Source organism: Paenibacillus sp. J22R98 (genome assembly GCF_059383835.1).
Window position 1 is genome coordinate 1,145,552 of sequence record NZ_JBXENW010000001.1, and the last position, 18,452, is coordinate 1,164,003.

Annotated in this window: 18 protein-coding genes; 13 read left to right on the forward strand and 5 right to left on the reverse strand. The window is 48.3% G+C overall.

Translation table 11 applies throughout. The features are described from left to right. Nucleotides 1-126: 126 nt before the first annotated feature. The 3 genes from AC50Y3_RS05345 to AC50Y3_RS05355 all read left to right on the forward strand — a co-directional run bounded on the left by AC50Y3_RS05345 (nucleotide 127) and on the right by AC50Y3_RS05355 (nucleotide 2,762). Entirely contained in the window at nucleotides 127-951 is an 825-nt protein-coding gene (locus AC50Y3_RS05345; protein WP_494817689.1) for a PPK2 family polyphosphate kinase, read from the forward strand. 604 nt (nucleotides 952-1,555) lie between these two features. Next, nucleotides 1,556-2,125, forward strand: coding sequence for a dihydrofolate reductase family protein (locus tag AC50Y3_RS05350; RefSeq protein ID WP_494817690.1), 570 nt, complete (start codon nucleotides 1,556-1,558; stop codon nucleotides 2,123-2,125). A gap of 262 nt (nucleotides 2,126-2,387) precedes the next feature. After that, on the forward strand, nucleotides 2,388-2,762 hold the full coding sequence (locus AC50Y3_RS05355) for a hypothetical protein (protein ID WP_494817691.1): 375 nt from the start codon (nucleotides 2,388-2,390) through the stop codon (nucleotides 2,760-2,762). Nucleotides 2,763-3,058: 296 nt separating this feature from the next. Here the strand turns inward: AC50Y3_RS05355 and AC50Y3_RS05360 are convergent, their stop codons facing one another. From AC50Y3_RS05360 to AC50Y3_RS05370, 3 genes are all read right to left on the reverse strand, one after another. Next, nucleotides 3,059-3,454: a YmaF family protein gene (locus AC50Y3_RS05360; protein ID WP_494817692.1), complete on the reverse strand. Its 396-nt coding sequence runs from the start codon at nucleotides 3,452-3,454 to the stop codon at nucleotides 3,059-3,061. 684 nt (nucleotides 3,455-4,138) lie between these two features. Further along, nucleotides 4,139-4,903, reverse strand: a complete 765-nt coding sequence (locus tag AC50Y3_RS05365; protein ID WP_494817693.1) for a glycosyltransferase family 2 protein — start codon at nucleotides 4,901-4,903, stop codon at nucleotides 4,139-4,141. Between the two features lie 19 nt (nucleotides 4,904-4,922). Next, nucleotides 4,923-5,690, reverse strand: a complete 768-nt coding sequence (locus AC50Y3_RS05370) for a glycosyltransferase family 2 protein (RefSeq protein ID WP_494817694.1) — start codon at nucleotides 5,688-5,690, stop codon at nucleotides 4,923-4,925. A 237-nt stretch (nucleotides 5,691-5,927) separates the two neighbouring features. On the opposite strand from AC50Y3_RS05370, the gene AC50Y3_RS05375 reads away from it, so the two are divergent. From AC50Y3_RS05375 to AC50Y3_RS05400, 6 genes are all read left to right on the forward strand, one after another. Further along, nucleotides 5,928-6,602 carry a hypothetical protein gene (locus tag AC50Y3_RS05375; RefSeq protein ID WP_494817695.1) on the forward strand — a complete coding sequence of 225 codons (675 nt, stop codon included), beginning with the start codon at nucleotides 5,928-5,930 and terminating at the stop codon, nucleotides 6,600-6,602. Nucleotides 6,603-6,779: 177 nt separating this feature from the next. Continuing rightward, nucleotides 6,780-7,502: a sugar phosphate nucleotidyltransferase gene (locus tag AC50Y3_RS05380; RefSeq protein ID WP_494817696.1), complete on the forward strand. Its 723-nt coding sequence runs from the start codon at nucleotides 6,780-6,782 to the stop codon at nucleotides 7,500-7,502. Between the two features lie 34 nt (nucleotides 7,503-7,536). Next, nucleotides 7,537-8,205, forward strand: coding sequence for a dTDP-4-dehydrorhamnose reductase (gene rfbD, locus AC50Y3_RS05385; RefSeq protein WP_494817697.1), 669 nt, complete (start codon nucleotides 7,537-7,539; stop codon nucleotides 8,203-8,205). Beyond that, nucleotides 8,198-9,205 (forward strand): glycosyltransferase family 61 protein, encoded by a 1,008-nt coding sequence (locus AC50Y3_RS05390; RefSeq protein ID WP_494817698.1) that lies wholly within the window; start codon nucleotides 8,198-8,200, stop codon nucleotides 9,203-9,205. The genes rfbD and AC50Y3_RS05390 overlap by 8 nt, the downstream gene beginning before the upstream one ends. Nucleotides 9,206-9,235: 30 nt before the next feature. Then, the gene (locus AC50Y3_RS05395; protein ID WP_494817699.1) at nucleotides 9,236-10,483 is read left to right on the forward strand and encodes a glycosyltransferase family 4 protein; all 1,248 of its coding nucleotides are present in this window, start codon (nucleotides 9,236-9,238) and stop codon (nucleotides 10,481-10,483) included. Nucleotides 10,484-10,763: 280 nt separating this feature from the next. Next, entirely contained in the window at nucleotides 10,764-12,389 is a 1,626-nt protein-coding gene (locus tag AC50Y3_RS05400) for a glycosyltransferase (RefSeq protein WP_494817700.1), read from the forward strand. Nucleotides 12,390-12,517: 128 nt separating this feature from the next. Here the strand turns inward: AC50Y3_RS05400 and AC50Y3_RS05405 are convergent, their stop codons facing one another. Both AC50Y3_RS05405 and AC50Y3_RS05410 read right to left on the reverse strand, forming a co-directional pair. After that, nucleotides 12,518-12,823: a hypothetical protein gene (locus AC50Y3_RS05405; protein WP_494817701.1), complete on the reverse strand. Its 306-nt coding sequence runs from the start codon at nucleotides 12,821-12,823 to the stop codon at nucleotides 12,518-12,520. 5 nt (nucleotides 12,824-12,828) lie between these two features. Next, nucleotides 12,829-14,061 carry a glycosyltransferase family 4 protein gene (locus AC50Y3_RS05410; RefSeq protein ID WP_494817702.1) on the reverse strand — a complete coding sequence of 411 codons (1,233 nt, stop codon included), beginning with the start codon at nucleotides 14,059-14,061 and terminating at the stop codon, nucleotides 12,829-12,831. Nucleotides 14,062-14,262: 201 nt separating this feature from the next. Between AC50Y3_RS05410 and AC50Y3_RS05415 the strand changes: the two genes are divergently transcribed. Genes AC50Y3_RS05415 through AC50Y3_RS05430 form a run of 4 tightly spaced genes read left to right on the forward strand, consistent with a single transcriptional unit; the run spans nucleotide 14,263 to nucleotide 18,447 of the window. After that, on the forward strand, nucleotides 14,263-15,540 hold the full coding sequence (locus AC50Y3_RS05415; protein WP_494817703.1) for a nucleotide sugar dehydrogenase: 1,278 nt from the start codon (nucleotides 14,263-14,265) through the stop codon (nucleotides 15,538-15,540). Nucleotides 15,541-15,568: 28 nt separating this feature from the next. Next, entirely contained in the window at nucleotides 15,569-16,543 is a 975-nt protein-coding gene (locus AC50Y3_RS05420) for an NAD-dependent epimerase/dehydratase family protein (RefSeq protein ID WP_494817704.1), read from the forward strand. Further along, nucleotides 16,540-17,706 (forward strand): glycosyltransferase family 2 protein, encoded by a 1,167-nt coding sequence (locus AC50Y3_RS05425; RefSeq protein ID WP_494817705.1) that lies wholly within the window; start codon nucleotides 16,540-16,542, stop codon nucleotides 17,704-17,706. The genes AC50Y3_RS05420 and AC50Y3_RS05425 overlap by 4 nt, the downstream gene beginning before the upstream one ends. Nucleotides 17,707-17,718: 12 nt before the next feature. Further along, nucleotides 17,719-18,447 carry a GT-D fold domain-containing protein gene (locus tag AC50Y3_RS05430; protein ID WP_494817706.1) on the forward strand — a complete coding sequence of 243 codons (729 nt, stop codon included), beginning with the start codon at nucleotides 17,719-17,721 and terminating at the stop codon, nucleotides 18,445-18,447. The last annotated feature ends 5 nt before the right edge of the window (nucleotides 18,448-18,452 follow it).

The window sequence follows — 18,452 nt, forward strand, 5'->3', positions numbered from 1 at the left end:
TCGATTCATTTTTAGTTCGTATGGTTAAATTTCTCAGTAAGATCGAACAAAATGATCGAGACGGGTTTTGATGCTATCATCTCGAATAATCGTCCCGAAATAAAGAAGTGTCTAAGGAGGTCTCTTATGTTGAAAAACTATCGGCTGACCAAAGGTGTCAAGCACGGTCTGAGTCACTTCGATCCGAACGATACAGGCGGCTTTGTAAGCAAAGAAGAGATTCAAGAAGAATTCGAACACATGGAACGGAAGCTTCGCAATCTGCAGGACAAGCTGTTTGCCTCGAAGACGAATGGTGTGCTCGTTTTGTTCCAAGGGATGGATTGCAGCGGGAAGGACGGCGTCATCAAGAAGGTACTGTCCAACCTGAATCCTCAGGGCTTTCGAGCGGAAAGTTTTAAGAAACCGACTCTTGAAGAGTCTGCTCATGACTTCTTATGGAGAGCGCATAAGGTTGTCCCCGCCAAAGGCTATATTACCGCATTTAATCGTTCTTATTATGAGGAAGTGCTCATTACCCGTGTGCACGGTGTGATACAGGACGAGGAAGCAGCAACTCGGATGAAGCATATACGGCATTTCGAGAAGCTTCTAACGAACAATGGCGTGCTGCTGATTAAAATTTTCCTGCATATTTCGCCCGAATTTCAGCTCGAGAAAATCCGCGAACGGCTGAGCAACCCGGAGAAGTTATGGAAATTTGACCCAAGCGATCTCAACGAGCGGCATTACTGGGATTCATACATTGATGCATACGAAGATGCATTTCGATATACGGCAACCAATCACGCTCCGTGGCATATCGTCCCAGCCAATGAACGATGGTTCCGCGACTACTTGGTGCTCCGGACTATTTTACATTCCCTGGAGAAGTTGGACCTTTCTTATCCAGAACCGGATATCGAGACACAAAAGCTTCTGGAGCAACTCCAATCCAGTGGAATAAAATAAAATAGTTGGGAATAAGGAGGAGTGACCCAATCGGCGTTGCTCCTTTTTACTATTGCGAACACACATTGAATATATGCACATAGAATAATGAAAATCATGTTAGGCGAATTCGTTAAAAGAAACGGCTTCATTTGAAATGGAGTGGCTTCATCATGTATGACTCGTTAAGAAGCGTCAAAATCATTTCACTCATTCTTATTGCACTCGGCATCTTTTTTTTCTTGTTAGAATTAGCGGCTGCAGGAAGCGTATCTATAGTTGGCCTAGTTTTGTTCATGATCGGATTCGGACTGAATTCTTTGATGCGCGCAGTTAGAAGCGAACTCGAGAAACTGCGGTTAGAGAATGCCGAATTGAGAAGACAAATGAAGGAAAAATGGAAATGAACATACTTAAGTCGGCTGATTATAAAGCCGGCTTTTTTCATGAATATTTCCTGGGTAACCGCAGAAATGTGGCATTTTCGACAATAAACAACTGGCAGCGCTTCACTACGATCGGGCAGGTTAGTTAAAATAGTAGTATACTAAGATAATCAACAACTTGTCTTCGAAGAAATTTCAGATTTCCACTTGAAACATTCACTATCGGAGGAGAAGCAAACATGAGAAAACTCGTATTGTTCATGCATGTGTCGCTGGACGGGTATGCGTCGGATTCGAAAGGTGGACTCGATTGGATTCCGTACAACGAGGAATTAGAGAAATACGCCGAGGAGGTCGTAGCCGAAGTCGGCTCTCCCGTATACGGACGCACGACGTATCGATTGATGGAGAGCTACTGGCCCACGGTGCTGGATGATCCGAATGCGTCGAAACACGGTATCGAGCATGCCACATGGCTGCAGGATGTTAAGAAGATCGTCATTTCCGGCTCGATGGACGTTGTCGAATGGAACAATACGATGCTGATCAAGGACAATATCGCAGAGGAAATCAAGACACTTAAGGAGCAGCCTGGCAAAAATCTCGTGATCTTCGGCAGTCCGGGGGCGGCGAAGACGTTGCTTGAGCTCGGGCTGATCGACGAATTCCTGCTGACGATCTGTCCGGTCATCCTGGGCGGCGGAAAATCGATATTCCACGGCGCCGGTGAGAAAATCAGGCTCAAGCTGCTGTCCAGCCGAACGTTCAATTCGGGCATTATCGCAACCCGCTATGAGTTGGAGAAATAACCGATAGTTCAATACATAAGGCTGCCGGCGCGAACCGGCAGCCAGGTAGCAAGAGCTGTTCGATCAGTTCGAGTACTTTCTTTAATGCCGAATTTGGACTCCTTGACATTTAAAACTGTAACTAATATAATTACAGTAATAAAGGAAAAGAAGGACGGCTAGCCGGGAAAACTGCTTATGCAACGTCCTTTTTTTTTTAGACTAACTGTAACCGAATTAGTTTCAGTTTGGTTGTCCATTCTAATGACAGGTGGTGCTGACGATGAGCTTTGCGATCAGTGATTGGGTACAAGGCAGAACGAAGGACGGGGAACTTATTCAAGGATTTATTACGTCGACGAACGAAAAACAAAACACCGCAAGCGTATATGTCGTTCAATCCGATCACGATGCGGCGGTCGGCACTACGGTCGCTGTGTTGAGCAGCTGGATCAAGGAGCAGCCTGCAGTGCAGGTGCTGGATTACAAGGAGCCGATCCTAGACTTTATCGAACTGGCGCTGGCCACGCGTGATGAAGAATGGTTCGCGGAGCTGACGGAGCGGCTGCACGAGTTGGTGGTGCAAAATAAAGCGAGCAGCAACAACAACGCTCCGATTCTGTATCACCGAAATAGTTTAGGCCGCATCATCGGATGAGGCTAATGTCGATTGACATTGTCTGAACGAAGTCCGCGTAAATCGCGGGCTTCTTTATTTATCGGAACAAGTTTCATGACATTATTAAACACACAGACTATATTATGCGAGAAGAGTTAGTTTGGAAATCGGTATGAACTGGCTAAGCATACTCGACCTTGAAGAACTGGTTATTAAGTTATTGAATTTGGTAGAAGTGATTAAGCTAACAGAGAACGATAGCTCAATAAACAAGTTGAAGGCTGCCGAACTATTGATTCGGCAGCCTTCAAGCTTTGCTAATCACTATGCCCCAGTCAGCAATGATTATCGGCAATTGCATTGCCGGTATGTCCAAAATAGAAATGTGCATGAGGTGTCAAACCATCAACCGTAGTGCAACCTTCGAAATAATGATAATGACCGCCGCCGGATAGCGGCAGGGCAGGGCCTGTCGTACCTTTAATCGTGTGCTTATGTCCGTTGTTTACTGAAGTTACCGTGCAGTAAAAGTGGCAGTGCTGTACGCCTGAAGGCGCAGGTTCCGTTGTACCGGCATATTGATGGTGATGACCTATTTCCACAGAAGTGACACCTGAGAAATCATGTACATGCATCGGTTTTCCATCCCAGCTGGTCAAGTAGAGAATGTGAGTATGGTCCTCATCGGAAAAGCCGTTATGCACAATGAATCCGGTAATCGGGATATCCATCGTTTCTCCATCTCCTTTCAACTTATCATTCTATATCTATATGATAGACAGAGGGTGAACTCTTCAAGGCACATGCGGGATTTCGATATAATTAGAGATTCACCTGAGAATGCTTGTCTGTCTTTTCCCAACTAACGTAATAGGCTTAGGCAATACAGCCACTTAAGAGTTTTACAAGGTGAAGCGATATCGCTATAAAAACACAAAAGGCCCAAAAGACGGGCCTTTTGTTGTTGAATGATAATTTCAATCATTTAGTTCCCACGCGAACCGCGAGAACCATTGGAGCCCCTAGTACCACGGGATCCATTGGAACCACGGGTACCGCGGGATCCATTGGAACCACGCGAACCGCGAGAACCATTGGAGCCACGCGAGCCTTGGGTACCGCGGGATCCGTTGGAACCGCGCGAACCACGGGACCCATTGGAACCGCGCGTACCTTGGGATCCGTTGGAGCCACGCGAACCACGGGACCCATTGGAGCCACGCGTCCCGCGCGAACCATTGCTGCCTCTTGTATCTGCCATAAGAAATTACCTCCTAACTTTTAGAATTCTTATATGTTATGTAGCGAATCTATTAATTGTCATCGGTGGACACCTATTTACTAGAGAATGGGCAACATGGTTGAACATTCATTACATGCAAGAAAGAGCCCCTCCTGAAGAATGGAGAGGGCTCTTATTTCTTGCGAAACAGCAGCTCGAGAAGCGCGTCGACATGCTTCCTTTTTTTCGCATCGTTTCTCGAACTTTCCGTTATTCCGAGGTACACCTTTTCTTGCCGGTTATGTTTAGCCTGAATGGAATTGGCATGATATCTATGTTCGTCAGTGACAACATCAACGGGATGAAAATCCCAGTGAGCGGCTAATTGCTGAAAAAAAACGGCATCGGCCCAAGCCCAAATCGAAGGGTCGTCATTCCATCCAGGAACGAGTTGGAAGCACGAGACTCTGTGCATGATGGAGTTGTGATCGATTTTCTCAACAGGCTCTCTTGTAATCCCTACTAGCGGTCTAATCCCGCTTTTATGGATTTGATCACCTACTATTACGGCAAAGCATTGCATGCCATAGACGATATGAATGTGCTCATTCGCTTCGAACGCCTCAACCATCTTCTCGAATCTTTCGGGATAATAGATATCGTCATCAGTCAGGTACGTAACCAAATCTCCCGTTATGCGAGGGATGGCCATATTAATGCAAGTCGCATAGCGGGTCGTTTTTCGTCTGTCTTGTTGGCTGACTCCTGATTGAATGATTTGAATTCTGGAATCCGTACTTGCAAAAGCGCGGATCACATCTTGCGTTTCTTGGTCAGAATGATCATCCACAATGATCAACTCCCAATGCGGATACGACTGATCCAATACGCTCGAAATAGCATCCCTGATCATTACGGGACGGTTATAGCTAGTTAAAATACAGCTAATTTTCAGCATTACGAAACTCCTCCCGGTTTTAGCTAAAGATCCAGCCGCACGATAGATCCATACGTAAATCTTTCGTATTCACCGCACGTTCGCGATACATCTCTTCCAGCCTGCGCCTGTCTACATAGTGCTGCCAGCCCAGCCCATTATCTCTGTACTTCTGTGGGATCCTTGTTTGTATGAACAGTTTTCGCTTGATCATCTCTTCATTCCAGGGACTAAATTGAAAATGCAATGTATAGGCATCCTCCAAATAGATGTCATGACCGTTTGTATGGGTGGAACGATGCCTCCCAATCTCGTAAGCACCATCTGAATACTTATGGATGAATCGATCCCTATGGAACGTTTCCAGTTGAATAATGCCATGGTGTCTTTGCTTTACAAGAGGCACGTCAGTATCCGGTTCCGGATAGCAGTTCTTTAGCGGGTCCAGCATCGTAATCCCGGTCGTTCTATACATGGATAAACCATTGAGATCCAATTGCTTCGCGAACGCAGCTTTATCTTGTACGCATAGAAATTCGGTCGTATTCAAAACCATTTTCCAGCCTTGACATTCACGTTCAAATTCCATTACTTCTTGATCGCAGCCAACCAGATCGAAATCTTTGTTTCGCGACTTGCGTATTTCCCACTTTGGAGCTAGCTTGCGAATGAGGTCATTGGAACGATCCGTAGATCCATAATCGATCATGACACCGTGATCAAACAACCTGTAGTGATGTTCTAGCCACCACCTCAGCATATAACTCTCGTTATAATAATGACAAAGTACGGTCAGCCCAGATGACATAAGTCCACCTCTTTTCTCTAGCAGCTCTTAAATCCGTTTATTTACTTTACTCACTAGAATAGGAAACGGATTGGGTAAAGGACACCTGCAGTAGATTATCTTCACATCGGATATTGAAAGTTGCGCAAGTGTCCAAGCACTAAGAGGGGAATGGAATACTATGAAAATAAATCATTGGAAATCAATGGGAGTCTTTGTTTTCCAGGATTTAATTTATGAAAGAAGAGAGTGATGAGATTGCCGATTAACAAATTAGCAACATTGGTGAGCAATTCCGCTTCAACCTGGTACTCGACGAATAGCAGGTTAGATGCGATAACGGGGGCGATTACAGGCATCGCAACCGCAACAAGAGACACGGTGGAAAGCTTTCCTAGACAATACCCGTTTTGGCCAGAGCTAAAGTTTTATCCCGCCGATAACTCAACCAACCCCAATTATGTATGGAACGTTTCACAGCCGCCCGATGCGCCGTCGAATGCCCCCGGTACGTTATTTTTCGCTCAAGTATTTGAAATAGGAGGGTCGTTGATACCCAACTTGGCTCTTAACCATCTAGCTACTGCTGAGGTTTTTAGCGATAACGCCGCCACACTGTATATTGACGAGATCTTTTTCGTCGATTTATTGAACGTCATAACGATTACTTTCGTGAAAAATGTGGTAAGCGGTACTATTAATGGCACGTTGAGCGATGCTGGTCAAACGACTACCGCTCCATTTCCATGGCAAACGATTTCCAAATTCTCCGAAACGTACACGACTATTCTTCCAACTACGATTCCACTTTTGACCGACTACTTCTTTGTCGTATCCTTCGAAGCCGTAAACTATTCACCCAATGGCGGTACGATTAATCCAGCAGGCCTTCAATATATCGTTGAGCTGTATGACGATATCGGAATCGGCTAGCTCCAGGCCGAAGAAACGGTTGCCAAATGGCAGCCGTTTTTTCGTGCGCTTTCGGTGCGGGCATAAGCCAATTTTGTACGGGGATGGTAATCGTCCATAAGTCATCCGATGAGGATGCATATCATAGCAGCATGGCATTTGTCTGAGATTGTATTCCTAGAAGAAAGGAGTCACGCCATGAAAGGCATTATTCTAGCCGGCGGTACCGGTTCTCGGCTGAGGCCAATGACGAGTATTGTCAATAAACATCTATTGCCCGTTGGCAATTATCCAATGATTCACTATGCGCTCGATAAAATGGCTGAAGCGGGCATCCAAGATATTCTGCTGGTCATCGGCAAGTCGTCCGCCGGTCTATACGTCGATTATATTGGGAGCGGGGCATCCTGGAACGTTCAAGTCTGCTACAAAATCCAGGAGTGTGCAGGGGGCATCGCTCAAGCGCTGGGGTTGGCAGAATCATTCGTGAGGCCTGGAGAAAAGCTGTTAGTCCTGCTCGGCGACAATCTGTTTGAGGAGTCGCTGAAAACCTTTGTGAAAGACTTCGAAACAAGCGAAAAAGGCGCAGAGGTGTTCTTGAAAAAAGTGGCAGATCCTCGAAGGTATGGAGTGCCCGATCTGCAGAACGGCCAGATTTCTCAAATTCTGGAGAAACCGGAACAGCCGCCTTCCGACTATGCCGTGACAGGCATTTATCTGTACGAATCCGATGTTTTTGAAATTATTCGCGGCATGAGGCCTTCCGCTAGAGGCGAACTGGAGATTACAGATGTAAATAATGTTTACGCAGGCGAAGGTCGGCTGGGATACAGGCTTTTGTCCGGATGGTGGACCGACGCTGGAACGCAACAGTCGCTGTTGGAAGCCGGACTTCGGCTGTCAGGGAATAAGGAACCATGACTGAATAGCTCCGATAGGGGGAGGAAAAGGACGTATGAACATCTTGATTACCGGTGCCGGCGGGCAGCTTGGACGAGACCTGCTGCGTGTACTTAGGCAAGAGAATACGTTTATGTCTTTTACACGGCAGGAGTTGGATATATGTGACCTGCGAGCTGTGCAGAAGACAGTGGGTGACGCAAAGCCCGACGTTGTTATCAATGCGGCAGCCTACCCAAAGGTAGATCAGGCAGAGGAGGCTTACCGGATCAATGCGATCGGAGTTAGCCATTTAGCCATTGCTGCAGAGGCAGCCGGTGCAAAGCTGGTACATGTCAATACGGATTATGTGTTTGACGGTACCAAAGGTGAGCCTTGCGACGAATTGGATCGGACCAATCCTCTCAACGTCTACGGCAAATCGAAGCTGCTAGGAGAGCAGTTCGTGCAAGCGGTTTGCCCCCGTCATTTCATCGTGCGTACTTCTTTGTTAGACGGCAATTATGGGGAAAACTTCGTGACCAAGATATTATCGCTTGCCGAGAATCAAGAGACCGTCAAAGTGGTTGACGATCAAATCGGCTCCCCCACGTATACGCTTGACCTAGCGGAGTGTATCGGTCGACTTATCGCGACGGAACGGTACGGAACCTATTACGTTTCCAATAGCGGCTATTGTTCCTGGACGGATCCCAATCAGAGAGGAGGTATTTCGTTTGAGTGACAGGCCAACGGATTATTATTATTGGATGAAAGATTGGGCAGTCAGCTCCGGATATAACTTAGCGGATGTTTACTGCGAGGTCGCGGTGAACGCTCCATTTCCAGCCTTTGTAGCAACGATCCCCCGAGGGAGGGTATTCGGTGATAGCGGAACCGTGATTTCCCCTACTAACGTTCTGATCTGGGAAGTCTCGTATGATTGGAGCAATGATCCTCACAAGCATACGATTTTTCTCAATCATCATTTACCGCCGATCGACTATGTGCCCGGAAACATTGCGGTGCTTACGAAAATCGGCTCTTCGAACTATTATCACTGGATGTATGACGTACTGCCCCGTATCTACTTGCTTTCCTGCAGCAGAATCCCTGTAGACAAGTACATCGTGAGTCAAGAATTGCAGCCTTTTCAATCAGAAACGCTTGGGATGCTTGGTATCTCGACGGATCAATTAATTTGCAGCAATAAGCATTTTCATATCGAAGCTGAACAGCTAATTGTGCCATCCATCGGATTTGGTCAGAAATGGGTCTATCATTTCTTAAGGAGTGAATTTCTTACGCAAGAGCCCAGACCATCAAGAAGATTGTATATAAGTCGCGGGCACTCGCTCGGCAGAACATTGACGAATGAAGAGGAGGTGATCCGAGTTTTACAATCATACGGATTTGAGGTCGTCTATCCGGAACACTTGCCGGTGAAAGAGCAAATAAAACTGTTCTCGGAAGCCGGTTATGTCATTTCACCTACCGGAAGCGCGTTGACAAACCTGACCTTCTGCAGCCCGCAGACCAAGGTCCTTGAATTTTTTTCTCCGAATTTTATGGTCCATGACATTAAACGAATTTGTGAGTACGGAGGGCTGCAGCACTTTGCCTATACAGGTATCGGTTCAAGGCCTTCGAATTATGAAGGGACTCCATGGTATTGGGCGGGTCTAGACAACATATACGTATCGATCCACGACCTTAAGCATCTTTGCAAACAGATGGGCTTATAGAGAATCCGTATCGGAAAGGAAGAAACATCCATGAAAATACTCCTAGCCACCTTCTGGGGCCTGCCTCATGTTGGAGGAGTGGATCTCTATGTTCGGCAGTTGAAGCTGGGACTTGAACAACGCGGACACAAGGTGGATATTTTATGCCGGTTTCCCGATGGCAGCGGCTATTCAATCCTGAACAAAAGTAGGCATTTACCGAGAAAATCGGTTTATTCTTTAGTGGAATCGAACGTAAAGGCGTATTTCAAGGAGAATCTGCCTGGCTTAGATCCGATCATCCGGGACGCGGAGACGGAACAGTATTGCTATGAGGTAGGGGCAGCTTATTTGGGTGTGGATTCTTATGACATCATCCACGCGCAGGATGTCATCTCCGCACGGGCATTGTCCCGAATTAAAAGGCCGCTATCCGCACTGGTAACCACCATCCACGGGCACTTGGCAGGAGAATGGTTTCTTTCCCTGTTAAGACAGGGGGACCTGGATAACCCGGACCGCAGGGAGCGGCTATGGCAGTATGCTGTAATGCGCGAACAGATTGGATTGAACTGCGCAGATGCTGCTACATTGCCGACGCAGTGGATGAAAGAAATGTTGGTTGACGAATTTGCCGTTCCGTTTGATAAGTTGACTGTCGTCCCAAACGGCATCGATATTAAGGGCTTTACGGACCAGCTGCATGGCGGAGCCGATATACGTTCTTCTTCCGGGAAGAAGGTCATCATTTGTCCGGCGCGCTTCGATGAGATTAAAGGCCATAAGTATCTCATCCGGGCGCTCGCCAAATTAAGAAGGAATAGAGACGACTGGATTTGCTGGCTTGTTGGCAGCGGCGGGCTGGAATTCAAGTTGCGCGAGCTTGTGAAACTGCATGGTATCGAGGCAGACGTCGTGTTTATGGGGACGCGAAGAGATGTGCCGGCTCTACTTCGGCAATCCGATATTTTTGTCCTTCCGAGCTTGCAGGATAATCATCCGTACGCGGTCATGGAAGCGCAAGTTGCCGGAAAGGCAGTCATTGTATCCGATGCGGGAGGCATGCCCGAAATGGTCACTCACGGAGAAACGGGACTGGTGTTTCCGGTAGGAAATGACGAAGAGCTATATCGGCATTTACAGTTGCTCTTGAGCGACGAACAGCTGCGCAATCATATTGCCTCGCAGGCGAGTCATAGCGGAATGGAACGATGGTCGCTGGATGTCATGATGTCTAGGATGGACGCGGTTTACGAAATCGCGCTGAATCGGAAACGAGAAAGGATCGGCGGCATATGAAAGTGCGGTCACAAACGAGCACATCTGTCAAACGTCCATCAACGATCAACAAGCTGACTAAGCCTGTCCCAAAAAGAACAACGGCAACCAAAATTCCGGGCAAAGATGCAGGACATTTGTATGCCAGGTTGTTTCATATACCCCGAACCAAGAAGGATATTGACGTTGATCGAAGAGTATGGAAAAAAATTATAGCTTCGTTACCGGTCGGTTATCAAATGCCTGATGCTGACGCGTTGAAAAAACTGGACGCGGCCAGCCGACAACAGGAGGGGAGCTCTTGAGCGGAAAAACAGCGGCTATAAATAGAAACGGGAGGCGTAAGCGCAGAAAGAAGTTCGCGGAAAAGAAACGCTTGTCCGACTCCAACCTTTCAGGAAAAGAAGCCGGTGAAAGCCGCTTGAAGGTCATGTTATTCTCGCACATCTGCGGCAAACGGTTCATTACCGGTGCGGAAAAATATTTGTCTTTGCTCGCAAAGGAGATTTCCCTTCACACGGATTGTACCTTGGTCGTGCCTGAAGACGGAATTTTAATGCGGGAAGCCGAGGCAAACGGGATCCGAACCGTGATTGAACCTTTCTCTATACTATGGTCGATCTACCGTCCCGATGGTGAGCTTGCCCTGACGGAAACCTCCGTCTTAGGCGATGGAAGGCTTGCCATGCTCATTCAATTGTTTCAGCTTCACAGACCCGACATCGTCATTGTGAACAGCTGCGTGAATGCGCTGCCTGCCATGGCGGCTAAATCGCTAGGCATTCCGGTTGTTTGGTTGATCATGGAAAAAATCCAAGAGCATGAGGCAGCCCCTCAGTCCGCTCATTTGATTAATCGGTATGCTGACCTTATTGTAGGGGTTTCCAATCATTCGCTCGCCCTGTTTCGAGAAATCGCGCCGGATGAGAAGCTCATGCTGTTTCCGCCGTCCTCCACGCTTTGCGAATCGGGCTTGTTGCCGAGATTCCAAGCGAATGAGGAGGAAACGAAACGATTCCGATTCCCAGATTACAAGCATCTGATCGGTTTTATTTCGGCAGGCATGCAGCGGGAGAAGGGATTGGAGCATTTTCTGCACATGGCGCTAATGCTTTGCGCAAAGCGGCAGGATCTTTGTTTCCTTTGCATCGCAAGTCCCGCAGGCGATGCTGACTATGATCGATACTGCCGGTCTTTGGTCGAGCAGTCTGAATTCCGGGACCGCTTCCGGTTATTGGGCTTCCAGCCCGACCTGGAGTGTATGTACCGTCTGATGGATGTGGTTGTCGTTCCGAGCTTAATCGATGAAGGGTTCGGCATGATCGCTCTTGAGGCTTTGTTATTCGGGAAGAAGACGGTTGCTTATCGTTCCGGAGGGTTGGAGGAAGTATTAACGGCAGCAGGCCAAGAGAGCATGCTGGTTGATAAGGGAGATATCAGTGGCTTGGCCGACAAGGTACAGGAAGGGCTACAGTCCCAATCCGCATATGTAGATGTCTATCGGGTGGCGCGGTCCTTCGGTATAGAAGTCTATCGGGCCAGATTGGCCTCTTTTATAAGCAAGCTTGGTGTGTTGGCGGCAATGGCCGGTTTGCAGAAAGCTGCCGCACATCTAAGGCCTTTGAAGCCAGGCCGGTTATATCGGGGCAATCAAACCCCATCGGTGTATTTGCTGCAGCTGGGAGCAAAACGGCCTTTCTCTTCGCCGAAAGTGTTCAGGTTCTGCGGCTTCCGGCTGAGCGATGTATTTGTTGTTTCGGAGCGCAGGCTATTTGCTTACCCCGTGGGGTTGGAAATTCGGCAAGACCGTCTTTCTTTAGGCCGAGTCATAAGGAGGGGGCGTAGAAAGAAGCCAGGCAAACGGAGTCGCAAGGGTAAAACGGTACGAAGGTTCAATACGCGTAAAAAGCTGCGAACATCCGTCTAACCAGGCACCTACCTATAAGGGGAGCTTGGGAAGATGATGTCGCAGGATGGACGAGCCTGCGACATAGAGTCTGATCGGTTCCGAATCGGATGCGATGATTGCATACGATTCGGAACCGATCAGGATGATTAGGAAAACTGTTTCATATGATTCACGAAATCACTATCAGGCGCCAGGTAGGAAGAGGGGAGCTCGGCCGCGATACGATCCCAAACGCGGCGTTCCACCTTTAAACGAATCGTTCGGTGGGGGTGGAGAAAGAAGCGGTTGTATCTGTTCGCTGAGACGAGGGAAGCGAAGCGGTGCTTCTTCCTCTGTTTCTTCCTCCCAATGCGCAAGGCACGCCGGCTTTTTCTATGCGTGCTTTTACGTCGTCGTACCCGGGGTGACTTTCTCTTCACAATCCCGGTTTTTACTTTTTTCCGCACGGCCATGATGTTTACCTCCATCTCTTTTGGAGTGCTTTATCGTAGATCGCTAAGATTCTCTCCGTCATCGTTGGAAGAGACCAATGCTGCAGACCAAATGCCTTGGACTGTTCGCCAAGCCGGTTTCTAAGATCATCCTGGCTGAGAACGGCAAACAGATTTCCGTATAAATCCTCATCGTTTCCTGCAGGAAAGATCAATCCGGTCATCTCATGCGTCACCATTTCCGGAATGCCGCCGGCATTGGAAACAACCACCGCTTTCCCGGCAACATGGGCTTCCATAATGGCGAAAGGGTGATTATCCTGCAGGCTCGGAAGCACGAAAACATCCGACTTCTTTAATAGAGCCGGAATGTCATCACGTTTTCCGAGGAATACGACCTCGTTCTGAAGCCCGTAAGCTGCAGCCTGCTCCTTCATCCTTTCTTCCAATTGCCCATTTCCCGCCAGCCAGCAAACCCAATCATTTCTAACCTTCTTTAAACCGGTTAGAGCCCGAAGCAGATGAAAATGCCCTTTAACCGGATCGAAGCGGGCCGAGCATAAAATGATCTTCTTCCCACCGGTGTCGGGGGTAACGGCCGGTTTGTTCATTTCATGCAAGAACTCCTCCACATCCATTCCATTTGGGACCGTCGTCATCCGATTCTCCGGGATTAGAAAATCCCGATTCATAATGCCTTTCAGCCACTCCGTCGGCATGATGGTTTCATGGTTATGCATAATGCCGAAGTGCTCGATAAGCCCATAGTAATACCAGAGCTGAGTTTTACGAAAATCGGCGCTCGGCATGCCATCCGCTTGATGTCTTGCGAGACTTTCGGTCGAGAGGCAGCCGTGGATGGTAGAAACCAATGCGGTATGGGGGTGACGGATACGAGCGAATGCCCGGGCGGAAATGACGTCTTGCGTATGAATAATGTCATAAGTGGCCGGTCGGAAATAAGCGGCAGCTGCTTCGAAACAATATTTATCGATTTCCATATATTTCACATCTTGATCAAGTCCCGGGAGGTGGTTGGCGAAATACGTATCCGCTTTGGCGGAAATCATGGGTTGAATTTGGTTTTTATACAGAATCCAGCCCTTGTTAAGGATATAAAAGCCGGAGTCATCGGGCATTCTGCAGAAAATATCCACTTCATGCCCCCTCGCTTCTAATCCCTTCTTCAACTGTAAAACATATTTTTCCAAACCGCCTACAGAAGGAAGCCCCCAATAGGTGGCAAGCAGAATGCGCATGGTAACCTTCCTTTCTGGTCTCAAGTTTTTACATGTGTATGTGTCTTCATCTCTTTCCGAAAGGGACAAAAACCCGTTTTCATAAATATGCGGTTAGGGACAAATTCCTATTTTTCATAAAGTAAGGCAGCTATCTAGCGCTTTGCCAGATCGACATGCGTACGATGATGGCAGGAGCATTCTACTGGGAGGGACTCATATATGCAGCCTAATGAACGCTATAAGATCGCTATCATCGGGCTCGGCTACGTTGGGCTGCCGCTGGCCAGACTTTTTTTGGAGAAAGGCCACATCGTCTTTGGCGTTGATACAGACCCAAGTAAAATCAAGCAGCTTCGGAAGATACAGCCCTACTTATCCGATCTGACCCGCATGGAACTGAAAGCGATGTTTGCGGACGGACGGTTTCAAGTCGGCGTGTCATACGAAACGGTTGCCGAAGCTGACTGCGTGATTCTCTGCGTGCCGACGCCGACCAATGAAGAGGCTAAGCCTGACTTGTCCTATGTGTTGCAAGCCATGAGACAGGCGGTTCCTTATTTGCGACCGGGACATTTATTGGTTTTGGAAAGCTCTACCTATCCGGGGACGACGGAGGAAGAGCTGAAGCCGTTTATCGAAAAGCGCGGTTTTCGGGTCGGCCTAGACGTATTCCTGGCTTATTCGCCTGAACGAATCGACCCTGGCCAAAAGGGATCCGCTTTACAATCGATTCCCAAAGTGGTCGGAGGCGTTACCCCCGCCTGCACGCAATACGCGGAACGTATTTACGGGAAGGTCTTTGACGAAGTGGTCACCGTTTCCAACGCAAGAACCGCGGAGATGACGAAACTCGTTGAGAATTGTCAGCGTTTCGTGAATATCTCGTTTATGAACGATTTGGTTAAGTTATGCGAAGCCATGGAAATTAACATCTGGGAGGTGATAAAGGCAGCCCGTACAAAGCCTTACGGCTTTATGCCCTATTACCCCGGTCCCGGCGTAGGCGGACACTGCATCCCCGTTGATCCGATGTATTTGCTTTGGAAAGCGAAGCAATTTAATATCCCTCTGCCTTTCATCCAGTTAAGCCATCAAGTGAACGAAGAAATGCCCGGCTATATCATGGCTCGGATGGTCAAGAGCCTTTACCCGCTTCCACTGGACCGGTGCAGCATAATGGCGATTGGCGTAACGTACAAGAAAGATGTCAACGACCTGCGAGAATCTATGGCCTTGAAAGTGATCGAGCTGCTGATGAAGCAGGGGGCTCAAATGAGCTTCTACGATCCTTATATAGCCGAACTTCATGTAGCGGGAACAACGCTGGTACGAACCCCGCTTACGACTAGAAACGTGAAGAAGAAAGACTGTTTGCTGATTCTTACAGACCATTCTTCGATTCTTTACGACGAGCTTGCCAAGCATGCCAAGCTGATTGTGGATACGCGAAATGCGACGGAAGGCGTGAAGGACAAATCGAAAATAGTCTTGCTCTGAAGAGAGAGTCGGGAGGTGATCTGCATTCATGAACATTCTTGTAACTGGTGGTGCTGGGTTCATCGGATCCCATCTGGTGCGGGCTCTGCTGCTGCAGGGGCACAAGGTCATCACGTTGGATGATTTGTCAGCGGGCCGGATGGCGTTTCTGCATGACGTGCTTACCCACGAGAATCATAAGTTCATTCAGGGATCCGTTTTGAATCGCCCTATGATTAAGCAATGCATGGATCAAGTGGATGCGGTGTTCCATTTGGCGGCCATCCTTGGCGTAAAAAATACGGTAGAAGATCCCATAAAGGTCATCGAAGGTAATATAGACGGTACGAGGCATGTCTTAGAGTTGGCCTTTCGGAGAGGGGTCAAGGTTATCTTTGCTTCTACGTCGGAAATATACGGCAAGAATACGAATCTTCCATTCTCAGAAACGTCGGATCGCGTGTATGGAGCGCCGTCCATCCATAGGTGGTGCTATGCTGCGGCGAAATCCATTGATGAGCACCTATGCTTTGCTTTTGCCGACAAAGGGCTGCCGGTTACCGTTCTTCGTTACTTTAACGCTTATGGACCCAGCCAGATGAATTCGATGTACGGGATGGTCATCCCAAGATTCATTCATGCAGCTCTTAAAGGGGAGCCGCTCCTCGTTTATGGAGACGGGTCTCAATCCCGCTGCTTTACCTATGTGGACGATATGGTAAGAGGAACCATAAGCGCCCTTGGCCGGCAGGCGGATGGACTCGCATTCAATATCGGATCGAATCGGCCGACCACAGTCCTTCAATTGGCCCAAATGATCGTAAAAATGACGGACTCGGAATCGCCCGTTCATTTTAAGTCCTATGAAGAAGCCTTTGGAAAAGGGTATGAAGACATGCCGGCACGAATCCCGGATTTAACGCGTTCTGGCGATGTCCTGGGCTTTTCTCCTAACGTCTCATTGGAAGAGGGGCTCGAACGCACGATTCTCTGGTTCCGAGAGGAGGTCAACCTGCAGCCATGACGGATGTTCCGCTCATCAGCGTCGTCATTCCATGCTACAACTATGGACAGTTTCTGGGGGAAACGATCGATTCCGTATTGAATTCGACGTTCCAGGACGTCGAGATCATTGTGGTCGACGATGGTTCGACCGATCCGGAAACGATAGGCCTGTTGTCCGCCTTAAAGAAGCCGAAAACCCGTTTAATCAAGCAGGCCAATCAGGGGGTGGCTGCAGCCAGAAACAGCGGGATCGTTGCAGCGAAAGGCAAATATATACTTCCTCTGGATTCAGACGATTTGATTCACCCGACATTTTTGGAGAAGGCAATATGGATTATGGAACTCTTTCCTAAGGTCGGCTTTGTCTCCCCTTGGGTCAAGGCTTTCGGTACGGAGGATTGGGTGCATGATGCCCCTCAATATAACTACCATACCCAGCTGTTTCGCAATATCACGTGCGGAACTTCCCTGTTTCGAAAGGAAGCCTGCATGCAGGCGGGCGGTTATAAATCCGGGTTTGTCGTCATGGGTTACGAGGACTGGGATTTCTGGATTTCGCTCGGCGAAAAGGGTTGGTACGGGTATCAAATTTTCGAAAGGCTCTTCTTGTACCGAAGACACGGACGATCCATGGTCCATGAAGCGATCGATCATCATGATCAGCTGGTTGAACAAATCAAAGCCCGTCATCCGATGCTGTATCAAGAGGATTATTTGAAGGCACTGAAACGAAAGTGGGAGCATTCGCCGCTGCTGGATATGAGCCCAAGCATTCCGAATGGAAGTGCCTGGCATCATTATTCGACAAAACCAATGTCCACTAGGCTGCCGAAGTGGCTGCTGCTAATGCCCCAGACACGAAGAGAGCGCCTGTCCACTCGATGCTTGAATTTTATAGATGGGCTGCATGCGAACTATTACTCGGTTACCATGGTGGCTACAGAATTTGTTACGGATTCCGATATCGATGAATTCAGCTGGCTGACCTCCGATGTTTTTCATCTGTCGCTGTACGTTCCGAAGATTGAGCTGAAGCTTGATATCATGGAGCGTTTGATCTCGAAGCTGATCGTTACCCGCGGGATAGATCGGATATTTCTGCTCGGGTCCCGTCAAGGCCATTACTTAAAACCTTATATTATGAATGGGTTCCCGCATATTCCCTATGAAATCATCGAATAATGGGAGGTTGTTATGGAGTACAGAGACAATCGATATTTTACGAATGACTTCAGCTACGAGCGTTACCTCCTATCGACGGAGGAAGTAATGGGTTGTATCGATGAAGCGGTGCGGGAAGGTAAAGCGTATTCGCTGGCCCGATTCGGCCACGCTGAAATTGCCGAACTGCGGATTTTCCCCGATTTTTATAATGGCATGACCTATTACCGAAGGTATAACGGCCTAGCTGACCAGAATATACGCGCGGAGCTTATTAAGGCCTTTACCTCTGCGACGACCGTTGGCTTATTGTCGACCGGTGAGAATGCGTCAGGCGCGGAGTATTCCAAGAAGGCGTTTCTGGATCTTGGCCTAGGTTTCTATACCATTTGCTCTGCCTGGGTCACACATCATATGACGAGGGTTCCTCATTTCTGGGATTGGATGAAGCAGTACCGTGTCATTCTGGCAGGCAGAAGAGCGGAAGAGGCTGCGCCGGTTTTTCAAGCGAACGGCGTGACGGTTGTCGATACCGTGAATTTGGAAGGTTACGAACAGTTAGAGACGGCGTATACGCAGCTTTACAGTAACAAAGAGTGGCAGATCGCGATTATTGCGGCCGGCATTCCAGCGACGCTTCTGGCTCCTCGATTGGCTAACGCTACAGGCAAGGTAGCGCTGGATTTCGGTCATGCGATTGATTTAACGATCGACGGCCAAGACGGATTTGATTTTGAAGCACTAGTCAGAAATTTGAGGTGAGTGGG